At 35.0% G+C, this 12929-nt stretch carries 14 protein-coding genes and 1 other annotated feature (1 of these 15 running past the window's edge); of the genes, 1 reads left to right on the forward strand and 13 read right to left on the reverse strand.

What is annotated here, in order from left to right; all coding sequences use genetic code 11:
- Positions 1-911: 911 nt before the first annotated feature.
- The 3 genes from AC3ASS_RS03295 to mtnN form a co-directional block, all read right to left on the reverse strand.
- Complete coding sequence (locus tag AC3ASS_RS03295; RefSeq protein ID WP_488282087.1) at positions 912-1055, reverse strand: YrzI family small protein; 144 nt, start codon at positions 1053-1055, stop codon at positions 912-914.
- Between the two features lie 338 nt (positions 1056-1393).
- Positions 1394-1636, reverse strand: coding sequence for a YrhC family protein (locus tag AC3ASS_RS03300; protein ID WP_488282088.1), 243 nt, complete (start codon positions 1634-1636; stop codon positions 1394-1396).
- A 154-nt stretch (positions 1637-1790) separates the two neighbouring features.
- Positions 1791-2483 carry a 5'-methylthioadenosine/S-adenosylhomocysteine nucleosidase gene (mtnN, locus tag AC3ASS_RS03305; protein ID WP_488282089.1) on the reverse strand — a complete coding sequence of 231 codons (693 nt, stop codon included), beginning with the start codon at positions 2481-2483 and terminating at the stop codon, positions 1791-1793.
- Between the two features lie 122 nt (positions 2484-2605).
- On the opposite strand from mtnN, the gene AC3ASS_RS03310 reads away from it, so the two are divergent.
- Positions 2606-2809 carry a DUF2536 family protein gene (locus AC3ASS_RS03310; RefSeq protein ID WP_488282090.1) on the forward strand — a complete coding sequence of 68 codons (204 nt, stop codon included), beginning with the start codon at positions 2606-2608 and terminating at the stop codon, positions 2807-2809.
- 104 nt (positions 2810-2913) lie between these two features.
- Here AC3ASS_RS03310 and AC3ASS_RS03315 read toward each other — a convergent pair whose 3' ends face one another.
- From AC3ASS_RS03315 to alaS, 10 genes are all read right to left on the reverse strand, one after another.
- On the reverse strand, positions 2914-3579 hold the full coding sequence (locus AC3ASS_RS03315; RefSeq protein WP_488282091.1) for a YrrS family protein: 666 nt from the start codon (positions 3577-3579) through the stop codon (positions 2914-2916).
- Between the two features lie 33 nt (positions 3580-3612).
- Entirely contained in the window at positions 3613-5394 is a 1782-nt protein-coding gene (locus AC3ASS_RS03320; protein WP_488282092.1) for a peptidoglycan D,D-transpeptidase FtsI family protein, read from the reverse strand.
- A 223-nt stretch (positions 5395-5617) separates the two neighbouring features.
- Positions 5618-6088: a transcription elongation factor GreA gene (greA, locus tag AC3ASS_RS03325; RefSeq protein WP_488282093.1), complete on the reverse strand. Its 471-nt coding sequence runs from the start codon at positions 6086-6088 to the stop codon at positions 5618-5620.
- Between the two features lie 139 nt (positions 6089-6227).
- Positions 6228-6863 carry a uridine kinase gene (udk, locus tag AC3ASS_RS03330; RefSeq protein ID WP_488282094.1) on the reverse strand — a complete coding sequence of 212 codons (636 nt, stop codon included), beginning with the start codon at positions 6861-6863 and terminating at the stop codon, positions 6228-6230.
- A 41-nt stretch (positions 6864-6904) separates the two neighbouring features.
- A complete protein-coding gene (locus tag AC3ASS_RS03335; RefSeq protein WP_488282095.1) occupies positions 6905-7543 on the reverse strand; it encodes an O-methyltransferase in 639 nt (212 codons plus the stop codon).
- A 95-nt stretch (positions 7544-7638) separates the two neighbouring features.
- Entirely contained in the window at positions 7639-8760 is a 1122-nt protein-coding gene (gene mltG / locus AC3ASS_RS03340; protein ID WP_488282096.1) for an endolytic transglycosylase MltG, read from the reverse strand.
- Between the two features lie 251 nt (positions 8761-9011).
- Positions 9012-9293: a DUF1292 domain-containing protein gene (locus AC3ASS_RS03345; RefSeq protein ID WP_488282097.1), complete on the reverse strand. Its 282-nt coding sequence runs from the start codon at positions 9291-9293 to the stop codon at positions 9012-9014.
- 20 nt (positions 9294-9313) lie between these two features.
- The gene (gene ruvX / locus AC3ASS_RS03350; RefSeq protein WP_488282098.1) at positions 9314-9730 is read right to left on the reverse strand and encodes a Holliday junction resolvase RuvX; all 417 of its coding nucleotides are present in this window, start codon (positions 9728-9730) and stop codon (positions 9314-9316) included.
- Complete coding sequence (locus AC3ASS_RS03355) at positions 9727-9999, reverse strand: IreB family regulatory phosphoprotein (RefSeq protein ID WP_488282099.1); 273 nt, start codon at positions 9997-9999, stop codon at positions 9727-9729. The genes ruvX and AC3ASS_RS03355 overlap by 4 nt, the downstream gene beginning before the upstream one ends.
- Before the next feature lie 84 nt (positions 10000-10083).
- Positions 10084-12717 (reverse strand): alanine--tRNA ligase, encoded by a 2634-nt coding sequence (gene alaS / locus AC3ASS_RS03360; RefSeq protein WP_488282100.1) that lies wholly within the window; start codon positions 12715-12717, stop codon positions 10084-10086.
- A gap of 60 nt (positions 12718-12777) precedes the next feature.
- Positions 12778-12929: a binding site (T-box leader), on the reverse strand (it continues 57 nt past the right edge of the window).

The raw sequence follows: 12929 nt of genomic DNA on the forward strand, positions 1-12929 counted from the left end.
CTTCCGTGGTCTTCGCCCAATCTAACCAGGCTCGACTTCCCTTTGTCCTCCATAGGAGGTCTCTTTTGACGAGGCGGCAGGATTCACTTTATGTTACGGTCTGTTGATTTGCTCGCACTCTCCAAGAGAGTTACTTTGTCACAGGGCTTCAACCTTAGGATTTCTCCACCAGTTGCCTGTCAGCTACCGAGCGTCTTGGCACTTACTCGGGTTGGACTTGCACCAACTAGCAGATAACAGCTTAGCTGGGCACGCTAAAATGGAAAAACCCCGAATAGGTCCACTTTTTTTAAAGTGTCTACTATTCGGGGTTCAGTTCAAAGGGGTCAATTCCTCCTTCTTTCTTTTTATATTTTGGATCTGGGAATTAAGGAAAAATGAACGATTTCTCAGCAAACGATAGACAATCATAACAAAGGAGTCCTTTTTTTATTTGTAAAAGGAAAGCCAGTGAAATTTCATTATAGAAATTTCACCGGCTTTTTCTACTACGTAGAGGGGGTGTTTTACCGTTTTTATCTCTCCATTAATTTTATTATCTTTTATGCTTCAACACTTATTTCGGCTGAAATAACAAGAGAAATGGCGGCTGTTACAATAAGTCCCATAACGATCATAAACATTTTTGTTCACCTCGTAACATCTTTTTCTACTATTAGTGTATCATGCTAGAAAGTAAAGTTTAGATGATACGTGTGAACGATTTGTTACTGAATCTTGTCAATTTTGTGAGCAAAATATTTTTTCATCTTTTTCCACCAACTCAACCAACTCAATGGAATAATGATTGCTTTTGCATTCATAGTATCACCTACAAAACAGGCTAATCGCTATTTTCCGAAATCCTTATCCATTTTTGCCACTTTCTATTATTCTTCAACATCTATTCTCATCCTTTCTTTATGCATTGATTAAAATAAACGTAAATTTCTTTCAAAATAAAGTGTTTTTGTATTTTCATATAATTTTTGAGTTGTTTCTTTTCGAATCAATTCTTCAATCGAACGATTTTGCTTTGAAATCGTAATTTTATACGAAAATATCGTTATTGTCATAAAATCACCTCCTTCATTTAGGCACAAAAAAACCGCAAACACACGTGTTGCGGCATTTTCAAAGTATAAAGGGCATAAAAAAGCCGCAAGATACATGTATCTCACGGCATAAATGTCCTTTATCGTTATATTGAAAGCACATTTACCGGTCGAACACGTATTTGTAACATCGATATGAAATTGTTGATATGTTGAATTCCTTTAATCATAGTATTCGACCTCCTTTAATTATCATTAATATTTTGCTCACTTGGTAAGTATATCCAAAATTTTTACATTTGTAAATAGTTTTTAGAAAATTTTTTATGAACAAAAAACCCCTTTTTTAAGGGGGTTCATTACATATCTTCTTCTAGTTCATCTAATTTTTTCTTATATTGAGAGGATTTATATAAAAAGATTCCGGATAGTAAGATAAAAATGATTGAGGATATGATCAATGTGAAGAGCTGAATGTTTAATAACTCTGATCCTCTAATTAATAAACCGAAATAGAAAAAGGCACTTACTGCAAGTAAAATAAAACCAAAACGTTTGTAATCTTCCATTTTTCCTTTCCAAGCATCCGTATCTTTTTTCAAAATAATCACCCATTCGATTTTTGGTATATACATAGATTAACATACAAAAATCAATATGGATGAATGTAAATATAGGAAAAACATCTTTCAAGTAAGATGTTTTTCCTCCTAGGATCACTCCAAGATGATAAAAGATTTATTGTAAATTTTTATATTAAGAAAGATTCGTAACAATTTTCATTACTAAATCAGCGGAATTTTTTGCCGCTTGATCTAAATATTGCTCAAAAGAAATATCAGATTCTTTTCCAGCAATATCGGATAAGGAACGAATAATAACAAATGGTACCCCAAATTGGTAAGCTACTTGAGCAATAGCTGCCGCTTCCATTTCAACCGCTTGAAGATCATTGAACTTATCTTTTATCGCTTCAACTCTTACAGGATCATTCATAAAAGAATCCCCGGTAGCGATTAAGCCTTTAACCGTTTGAACATTTAATTCTTGAGAACTTTTCCATGCTATTTCCGCTAATTTTTGATTAGCTTTAAACGCAGGAGGAAGTTGCGGTACTTGTCCATATTCATATCCGAATGCTGTTACATCGACATCATGATGACGAACTTCTGTTGAAATAACTACATCTCCTACTTGTAATTCTGGGTTTAAACCACCAGCAGATCCCGTATTAATAATATAATCAGGCTGATAGGTTTGAATTAAAATAGAAGTCGTCATGGCTGCATTCACTTTACCAATCCCAGAGCGAAGAAGAATGACTTCTTTTCCATTTAAAGTTCCAGAGATAAATTCACTATTAGCAATTGTCTCTACTTTTTTATTTGTCATCGCATCACGCAAAATTTTAACTTCCTCTTCCATTGCTCCAATAATTCCAATTCTCACTGTGAATCCCTCATTTCTTGACCAAATATATTCTTTACAACTACCAGAAATTATTTTATCATTCCATTACCCTATATTTCTACTTTGTCACTTATATTAAAATTTTTTAAAGGAGAGATCATATGAATATTCAGCTCCAATTTATAGATGATAAAGTTGAGTTTTATGAAGCAACTTCACTAGAAGCACTCGAGAAAAAAATTAATGAACAAATCGAACATAATCGCGCCATATTTTTATCTGTTCATTCTGTCTCCCATCAAATGTATGTAAGTGAAAACGGTCAAAAACTATACTCTGCTGTTGTTCATTATAAAAGAATGTAAATCAAGTATGAGACATCCACTTAAATCGGATGTCTTTTTCCTCATCTCACACCACCTTGTTATGTTCAAAAAAAGAAAAGCCCCATGGAAAAAGAGGCTTTATGTTACTGTTTTTTATCATTTTTTATCAATTGTTCCACTTTGATTGGTTTCCAACCTTGACCGTCAACCCATTCAATGTAAACACGATATGCTTGCTCATGATTGTCATTAGTAGATATAGTCCCAACCGCAAGTTCTGGAGATCCACCATTTTCAAGCCACCAAACAACCATATTTTCATGCGGAATGTTAGCACCATAGGCAAGCGCCTTTTCCATCTCCTGCCAGTCTACACTGTTTTGATCATATGTCGTAACATGCTCACCCGTTTGCACAGTTCCAATCGGCTTCCAATTGGGATCGATGATGACTTGCTGAACATTCGGATCATTGCTATTTTGAACAATCGTTCCCGCTTCTTCAGCTTGTTCTTCTGTTTCTATTTCTAAATCATTTTCCGATTCATCTTCATTCGTTTGTTCATTCGTTTGTTCATTATTTTCAGCATTTTTCTCGGATGTTTCAGTCTTCTTTTGTTCCTTATCTTCTTGTTTTTGTTCCTCTGCTACTTGATCTTTTGGTTCTTCTTTGTCAAAAATAATTTTTCCACCAATAATGATAATTAATATAGTAACGATCGCAATCGCCATATTTAATAAAAAGTTCTCACGCTTTTTTTTTGTTTGCTCTAATCGAGATCGTCTAAAACCGTTTGGAAATTCCTCCACAAGTCTCTCCTCCTTTACTAGATAAAATGACGTTCAACGAAGAGGGCTTATTTTCGATTGTACGGTTTGATCATATTGATATAAATAATTTACCATATCCGCAAATAGAGGTAAAACTGAGCCTTCATTGGAAAATACGTCCAAGTTGACAACAGCTAGTGCATATTTCGGTTTTTCAAACGGAAAATAACCGATAAACCATTTATTATGTAACTGTTTACCGTCTTTATATTGATTCAATTCAGCTGTACCTGATTTTCCGGCTACTTGATAGGGAAGAGAATGTAAAGCGTGTGCTGTACCATTTGGCGAATCAACTACCTCTTTTAAAAGCTCTTGCAGCTTCATAACTGTATAAGGTTTAAGCGTGTCTCCTTTTAATTTCTTTTGTGGAAATAGATACATAGTAGTTCCATTTTTATATTGAATCGATTGTACTGCACGAACCATTTGCTTCTCTCCACCTCTAGCAATGGTTGCCATCATATTTGCGGCAGCTAATGGAGAAATTCGAACATTATTTTGGCCAATTCCGCTTAGAGCAGCGTAATTTTTATCATAACGTTCTTCGTCATTTCCATATACTTGCCCGATTTCTTCTTCATTCAATTGTTTAAATCCCGATAAATGAAATACATCTCCATTCCATCCGACTTCGCTTGTTAAACCTAGTTTTTCCGCATAATTTTCAATAATCATCGAATCAATTTCATTTAACTCTCTAGCCAATTGTCCAAATGTAAAATTACAGCTTCGCGAAAAACTATCTTTAAAATCTAACTCCCCATGTTGAAAAACAGGGTCGGGTTCTCCAGTAATTGTTTGACTGCAATTAAACAATCTTGACTCCGAAACTAATCCATAATCGATGGCGGCAGCAGCTATGACCGTTTTAAAGATGGATCCTGGGATTTGTGTACTTATCATATAATTCTTAACACCATTGTCTTTATAGGGGTCTTTTTCATCAATTTTTGGCCTTGAAACATTTGCTAATATAGAATTCGTTTCAATATCGATTAATACAAGTCCGCCTTTTTTTATATTATGTTTGTCTACAAGGTTTTCTGCCTCTTTTTGAATATCGCGATCAATCGTAGTTAATATTTTGACAGGGTAGAAGGGATTTGCTTCTCCCACTAGTTTCACATCTATTCCAAATAATGGCCCCCCTAAACCATCGACATGATAAACTAATTTTGTGCTTTCATCCTGTACTAAAAATTCATCAAAGCTTTTTTGTAATCCAGATATTCCAATTTCAGTATCCTTAGATAAGTTTCGCTCAGGATAACGTTGTTTTAACACTTCCACATTTTGACCGGTTATTCCAATTAATTGGCTTGCTAACGGGATCGTTTGTGTCCATTGCTTATCGACGGCAAATACTCCCGGAATTTTTAGATCGTTAATTTCCTCCATTTGTTTTTTCGTTAATGAAATAGAATCATTATTACCAAAAACAACTGGTTCCTTTGCATTTTCAATTGCTTGAACCAGTTCTTCTGGTTGAACATTAATAATTGAAGCAACCTTTTCTACATCCCAATTCATATGCTTTAAAAAAGGAAATAGTACTAGTGTTGGCACTGATTCGTGAGTTAATGGTTTTAAATTTCTGTCGTAAAATTTTCCTCTCCCGTTATCAATAATTACTTCTTGGGTCCGTTGTTTCACACTTTCTTCAATTAAATTATAATGATTCTTTGTAAAAGACTCCGTTTTCCATAGTTGAATATGAACAAGCCTTCCAATTAACAAAAAAATGCCAATCATGATGACAATCGAAATGGATTTTATTCGTTTATGTACCATGTTTTTTACACCCCGTACCATTTTTGACGGGAAACCATTCATTTTATACAAAAAAAAGACGGACTTTTATAAAAGTGAAGGCGAGCGCCTAGTAGCAAAGGAACGGGAGACACTCCTAAACTAAGATAAAGGAAACACGGCGTGGGACGAGGCGATGTTGATAAAAAACATTCCATCTATACAAAAGAGAAGGGTTGACCATTATAGCCACCCTTCCAATTCTTTATTTTATATTTACGATTTTTACAACCATTTCTCCACCTGGAGTGTTTACCGTTACTTCATCTCCAACTTTTTTCCCTAATAAGCTTTTTGCAATTGGAGAGTCATTGGAGATTTTCCCTTCGAAAGGATCCGCTTCTGCGCTACCAACAATTGTGTATGTCTCTTCTTCACCGTCAGGTAACTCAATAAATGTTACTGATTTTCCAAGAGTGACAATGTCTGACTCACTCTCTTCAATAATTACAGCATTGCGGATCATATTTTCTAATAAGTTGATTCGACCTTCGATAAATGCTTGTTCCTCTTTTGCGGAATCATATTCGGAGTTTTCTGACAAATCTCCGAAACTGCGAGCAACTTTTATTCTTTCAACAACTTCTTTTCTTTTTACGGTTTTTAAATGTTCGAGTTCTTGTTCTAGTTTCTCCTTCCCTTCTTTAGTCATTGGATACTTTTTCTCGTTTGACATAAGACACACTCCTTTATCTTTCTCTATCCCGCTTAATATTAGATGATAAATATAAAATACGATAGAATGAAACGGCCTTTCTAGGAAAAAGGCCGTATTAGAACGGGGACATGTTATTATCATTATCTATGATATTGTTTCATAAAAATGACTTTTCTTCAAGAATTGTTTGTATCTTTGTTACCATTAAATCGATGGCTACGTAATTATGACCACCTTCAGGGATGATAATATCCGCATACCTTTTTGTTGGTTCTATAAATTGATTATGCATCGGACGAACAACTGAAACATATTGGTCTATCACAGATTCAAGAGATCGTCCTCGTTCTTTTATATCTCTTAATAATCGGCGAATAATTCTTAAGTCTGCATCTGTATCAACAAATACTTTAATATCCATTAAATTGCGCAATCTTTCATCTTCTAATACTAAAATTCCTTCTAAAATAATAACATCTTTCGGTTCCACTTGAATAACTTGATCTGAACGTGTATGTCTAGCATAGTCATACACTGGCTTTTCAATTGGTTCGTATCTTAAAAGTTTTTGAATATGTTCAATTAACAAGTCTGTATCAAAGGCAAACGGATGATCGTAATTCGTTTTTAACCTTTCTTCAAATGGCAAGTGAGATTGGTCTTTATAATAATAATCTTGCTCAATCATTAAAATAGATTGGTCACCAAAGCGGTCACAAATAGCTTTTGTAACACTAGTTTTCCCCGAGCCTGATCCTCCGGCAACCCCTATGACTACTGGTTTACGCCTCATTGCTCGTCTCCTTTCACATTCGTTGGTGTCTTATTTCTCTGTTATTTAGGGACACTAATGGCTATTCCATCACCAACAGGTAGAATAACCGTATGAAAATGTTCATGATTTAATAACCATTGATTATATCCTTGAATTTTCGCAGCCATTTTCTTTAATCTTTTGTCATGTGATTCTTCATAAACGAATCCGCGAAAAAGAACATTGTCAGATACGATCATTCCGTCATTCGTCAATTGATCAGAAAAGCTTTCAAAAAATTTTTGGTATTGACTTTTAGCTGCATCGATAAAAATGCAATCATATGGACCGTATTGGACAGTTTCGTTTATTAAATCAAAGGCATCCCCGTACAATATCTTAATTCGTCCGCCACAGTCTTTCTTTGAAATGTTTTCTTCTGCTTGATGATAACGCTCTATATCCCGCTCTAAAGTAACAATTTGGCAGTTTGGGATCGCATCAGCCATACGCAAGGCTGAATACCCAATAGCTGTTCCAATCTCTAAAATTTTTTTTACTTTTTTTATTCGGAGCAGTTGGATGAATACCTCCATACTTATCGGATCCATAATCGGAACTTGATTGTCTTTCGCATATTCTTCTAACGACTGAAAAAAAGAATCCCTTTTTGGAATGGTTGAAGATAAGTATTGGTGAAGCGAAGGATGAAATAGCAAGAGTAAGTTCCTCCTCAATGGAATTAATAAAACGATATTTATTTTATCATAAAAGAAGGGAAACAAAAACATTTTCCCTTCTTGAAAAAATTATATTAATTTAATAAATATTTTCTTTTCTTTTCATTGTGCTCTTCCAATGTTTTTGAGAACAGTACTTCCCCATCTTTAGTCGCTAAGAAATAAAAATAATCGGTTTCTTCTGGATATAAAACGGCCTCAATGGAAATCACACCGCTATTGGCAATTGGTCCCGGTGGCAATCCAGTATGGATATACGTATTATAAGGATCTACAACTTCTGTATCTTTATAAGTGACTAGCTCTTTATGTACACCTAGAGCATACAATACTGTTGGATCCGTTTGTAGCGGCATCCCGGTAGCTAAACGATTGTAAAAGACACTAGCAATTTTATTTCGATCCGCCTTTTCTGTCGCTTCTTCTTCAACTAATGACGCAAATGTTAATAATTCATGTACAGAAAGTTTACGTTCTTTCATGATCGGTAAATATTTATTTAATACTATTTGCGTTTGATTTACCATCGTAGTAATAATTTCCTTTAATGGAGGTTTTTCAGATTCAAAAGAATACGTCGCTGGAAATAAATATCCTTCCAACGGAATCTTTACATTCTCTCCTAAAATGTCTTCCGTTAATAAAGCAGGATATTGATTCATTAATTCTTGAAGAAACGATTCATCATTTATTGTCGCCATTACTTCATCTTCTGAATATCCCGTTTCTTTAGCGATCGTTTTCACAATTTCTTCAATTTTTTGTCCTTCAGGTATAGTAATTTTTATAGCAACTTCATTTACGACTTTCCCAGTTTTCATAATTTCAATGATTTCATCCAACTCCATTGACGGGGAAAGCTCATACATACCTGCTTGAAAACCTGATTCATTTTTAAATTTTATATAATACTTAAATATTGTAGCGTCTTTAATTATTCCTTTATTCTCGAGAATCTTTCCTATGTCTGAAGAACTCGAACCGATTGGTATTTCGACCTTACGCTTTTGATTGTCATCCGGATCAAGAGGGTTTAATGCAGATTTTACATATAAAAATCCTCCCGTAATACTTCCTGCCAATATTAAAAATATCGCTAGCGATATCCATAAAACGATTCGTCGAACAATTTTTGCTTCTTTTTGCTTTTTTAATAAAGATTCAATTTTTTTAGGATCATTGTCACGATTTGACAAAATTCATTTCCTCCTCCCCTTGAGAGACCACAATATGTAAAAAAACGGCATATTCTATACTTCAGCAACCATTATACTACAAATTTCTATAAAAGCTACAACGATATTCGATCATAACATGTAAACATGAAAAAACTGTCCAGGGAATAAGGCAGCCCACCCTTGGACAGTTTTCTGAAACATCTTTATTTACATTGCTTTAAGTCCCTGTGCAATTCCTAAACAGTTATATGTTTAAAACGTTTTGTTAATTATTCTTCCTCTTCTTCTAAAAATGTATTTAGCATTTCCTCAATTAAGTCCCATTCTTCTTCCGTTTCTATCGGCATTAATTCTCCCTCTTCATTATCTCCAGGGATAAAACTTGATGCATGAATTTCAATTTCTTCATCTTCGTTTTCATCCGCACCAATTGGATAATATAGCACATATGATTTTCCAAATTTGTCTGATTCAAAAGTAAATAGAACTTCACAAAGTTGCTCGTTGCCTTCTTCATCTATAACTGTAATATGATTTTCACCATGTTCCATAATAAATCCCTCCGTGAATTTTATTTTACACTGTCTAAGTACCCTTGCAGGATCATGACAGCTGCCATTTTATCAATGACTTTTTTTCTTTTTTTTCTACTCATATCAGCTTCCAATAATACTCGTTCAGCGGCCATAGTCGATAAACGCTCGTCCCAAAAAACGACTGGGATATGAAACGTTTTCTCTAATAATTGACCAAATTTTTGGCTTGCTTCTCCTCGAGGACCTATCGTACCATTCATATTTTTAGGCAGGCCAACGACAATTTTAGAAACTCCATATTCTTTTATAATTTGACCAATGCGGTCCAATCCATACTCATCTTCATCTTCATTTATTTTTATTGTTTCTATTCCTTGGGCAGTCCATCCAAATTCATCACTTATGGCGACTCCAACTGTCTTGGAACCTACATCTAAACCTAAAATTCTCATTCCTTTTCCTCTCGATGCTTTTCAATATAAGACTTTACCAATACTTCAATAATTTCGTCACGTTCCAACTTTCGTATTAAGTTTCTTGCATCGTTATGTCTTGGGATGTAAGCAGGATCCCCAGATAACAAATATCCAACAATTTGATTAATTGGATTATAGCCTTTTTCACGAAGGGATTCGTAGACGGTTAATAAAATCTCCTTCACGTCATGTTCAAAAGGTTCATCTGGAAAATGAAACTGCATCGTCTTATCAAAGGAGCTCATAAATCTTCGCACCTCTCTTTCATTCAATGGACGTGTCGGATGATGTCAATTGTTACCTTCATTTTACACCAGTTCCACAAAATATTAAACGCTTTTTACCCATTCTTCTACAACTTTGAGGGCATCTGCTAATTTTTCTGGATTTTTTCCACCTGCTTGTGCCATATCTGGACGGCCACCACCGCCACCTCCACAGATAGAAGCAACTTCTTTGACAAGCTTTCCGGCATGGAAACCTTGATCGACGAGATCTTTAGTAATACCAGAAATAAACGTAACTTTCCCTTCATGAACATTTGCTAATAAAATGATTGCAGAGCCTAATTTTTGCTTCAAATCATCCAACATGCTTCTCATTTGATTGACATCAGAAGCAGAAACTTTTGCTGCTAATACTTTCTTTCCATCGATGTCTTTCACTTGATCGACTAAATTTTTTGCTTCGATATTGCTTAGCTTTCCTGATAGTGATTCATTTTCACGTTGAAGTTCTTTCAATTCTGATAATAAGGCATCGATTCTCACAGGAACTTCTTTTATTTTTGTTTTTAGTTTAGCAGCTGTTGTTTTTAATATTTCCATTTGTTCTGTCATATAACGATAAGCAGATTCCCCTGTAACTGCTTCAATTCTTCGAGTTCCTGCACCAATTCCAGTTTCAGAAACGATTTTAAATAAACCGATTTCTGACGTATTGCTTACATGACAACCACCGCATAATTCTAATGAGTAATCACCCATTTTCACGACACGTACGATATCCCCATATTTTTCTCCAAATAATGCCATTGCTCCCATTTGTTTTGCCTCGTCAATTGGCTTATAAAACGTTTCTACGGAAATACGTGCCCAAATCTTTTCATTAACGATTTTTTCAATTTTATCAATTTCTTCTTCTGTTACTGGTCCAAAATGTGAAAAATCAAATCTTAGACGTTCCACTTCCACTAATGAACCTGCTTGATTGACATGTTTTCCAAGTACATCTTTTAATGCTTGATGTAATAAGTGAGTAGCTGAATGGTTTTTAATGACTTTCGTTCTTGTTTGACTTTCAACTTCAGCTTTTACTTTATCTCCTTTTTGGATAGAACCATAAACAACAATGCATCGATGTAAATGCTGTCCGTTCGGTGCTTTTTGTACATCTTTGACTTCTAATTTTGTTATATCACTGTAGATGTGTCCATGATCAGCAATTTGTCCGCCACTTTCAGCATAAAACGGCGTCACATCAAGAATAATTTGAACTTCATCCCCTTCTTGAGCTTGCTCAACGATTTGACCGTCTTTTACCATTACTTCAATCGTCGCATCTGCATGAAGAGTATCGTAACCAACAAATTTACTTTCTACTTTAATATCTGTTAATGCTCCACCTTGTACCTGCATGGAATCGACTTCTTGTCTAGCTTTTCTTGCACGTTCACGTTGCTCATTCATTTCACGTTCGAATCCTTCAAGATCAACCTTCATCCCTTCTTCGAACGCATATTCTTCTGTTAATTCCACTGGGAATCCATACGTATCATATAATTTAAAAGCATCACTACCAGACAATACGTTATTACCTTTACTTTTCTCATTTTCAATCATTTCACTTAAGATTGCTAAACCTTCATTTAATGTTTCATAAAATCTTTGCTCTTCATTTCGAATTACTTTTTGAATAAATTCTATTTTACTTTTTACTTCCGGATAAAAATCTTCCATGATTTCTGCTACAACCGGAACCAATTTATACATAAATGGCTCATTCATTCCTAAACCTTTTGCATAACGAATTGCACGGCGGATCAATCTGCGTAAAACATATCCTCTACCTTCATTGGATGGGAGCGCTCCATCACTAAGTGCAAACGTAACCGTACGGATATGGTCAGCAATAACTTTGAATGCAACATCATCTTCTGCATTTTTTCGATATTCTTTATTAGTAATTTCTTCAGTTTTTCGAATGATCGGAATAAATAGATCCGTATCAAAATTCGTTGGAACATTTTGAACAACAGAAGCCATTCGCTCTAGCCCCATACCTGTATCAATATTTTTCTTCGGTAGTGGCGTATAAGTACCGTCTGCATTATGGTTAAATTGTGAAAATACTAAGTTCCATACTTCTAAATAACGGTCATTTTCCCCGCCTGGATATAATTCTGGATCGTTCTCATCGTTACCATATTCCGGACCACGATCATAGAAAATTTCTGAGTTTGGTCCACTAGGTCCCTCTCCAATATCCCAGAAGTTTCCTTCTAATCGTATAATTCGATCATCAGAAAGACCGATTTTTTCTTTCCAAATGTTGTAAGCTTCATCATCTTCCGGATGAATCGTCACGGATAAACGATCAGGGTCAAAGCCAATCCATTTTGGACTTGTTAAAAATTCCCAAGCCCAAATAATCGCCTCATCTTTAAAATAATCACCAATTGAAAAGTTCCCTAACATTTCAAAGAAAGTATGGTGTCTTGCTGTTTTCCCCACATTTTCAATATCGTTTGTACGGATGGATTTTTGTGCATTTGTAATCCGTGGATTATCAGGGATGACACGTCCGTCAAAATATTTTTTTAAAGTTGCTACTCCACTATTAATCCATAAAAGGGATGGATCGTCATGTGGGATCAGTGATGCACTAGGTTCAATTTTATGTCCTTTTTCTTCAAAGAATTGTAAAAACATTCTTCGAATCTCTGCACCGGTCAATTGCTTCATGATTAATTCCTCCTTATGTATCGATGTATTGTAAGGCATAAAAAAAACTCTTGATCCCATCACAGGGACGAAGAGTTCTTCGCGGTACCACCCTGATTATGATTAGAAGATTCTAATCATCACCTTAAAAACCGTAACGTGGTTAACGGCAGTTTTTCCCTGCTCTCCAGATTAGCATTCTGTTATCCTTCATCTAGAATTTCTCTCAGCCT

The sequence above is a fragment of the Bacillus sp. JST-5 genome (assembly GCF_057747715.1).

What these genes read in the sequence shown, in the direction of transcription:
- AC3ASS_RS03295 (WP_488282087.1), bottom strand. Translation starts at nt 1,055, where the DNA reads ATGACAATAACGATATTTTCGTATAAAATTACGATTTCAAAGCAAAAT.
- AC3ASS_RS03355 (WP_488282099.1), bottom strand. Translation starts at nt 9,999, where the DNA reads ATGAGCTCCTTTGATAAGACGATGCAGTTTCATTTTCCAGATGAACCT.
- udk (WP_488282094.1), bottom strand. Translation starts at nt 6,863, where the DNA reads ATGAGGCGTAAACCAGTAGTCATAGGGGTTGCCGGAGGATCAGGCTCG.
- greA (WP_488282093.1), bottom strand. Translation starts at nt 6,088, where the DNA reads ATGTCAAACGAGAAAAAGTATCCAATGACTAAAGAAGGGAAGGAGAAA.
- AC3ASS_RS03345 (WP_488282097.1), bottom strand. Translation starts at nt 9,293, where the DNA reads ATGGAACATGGTGAAAATCATATTACAGTTATAGATGAAGAAGGCAAC.
- ruvX (WP_488282098.1), bottom strand. Translation starts at nt 9,730, where the DNA reads ATGAGAATTTTAGGTTTAGATGTAGGTTCCAAGACAGTTGGAGTCGCC.
- AC3ASS_RS03310 (WP_488282090.1), top strand. Translation starts at nt 2,606, where the DNA reads ATGAATATTCAGCTCCAATTTATAGATGATAAAGTTGAGTTTTATGAA.
- AC3ASS_RS03320 (WP_488282092.1), bottom strand. Translation starts at nt 5,394, where the DNA reads ATGGTACATAAACGAATAAAATCCATTTCGATTGTCATCATGATTGGC.
- alaS (WP_488282100.1), bottom strand. Translation starts at nt 12,717, where the DNA reads ATGAAGCAATTGACCGGTGCAGAGATTCGAAGAATGTTTTTACAATTC.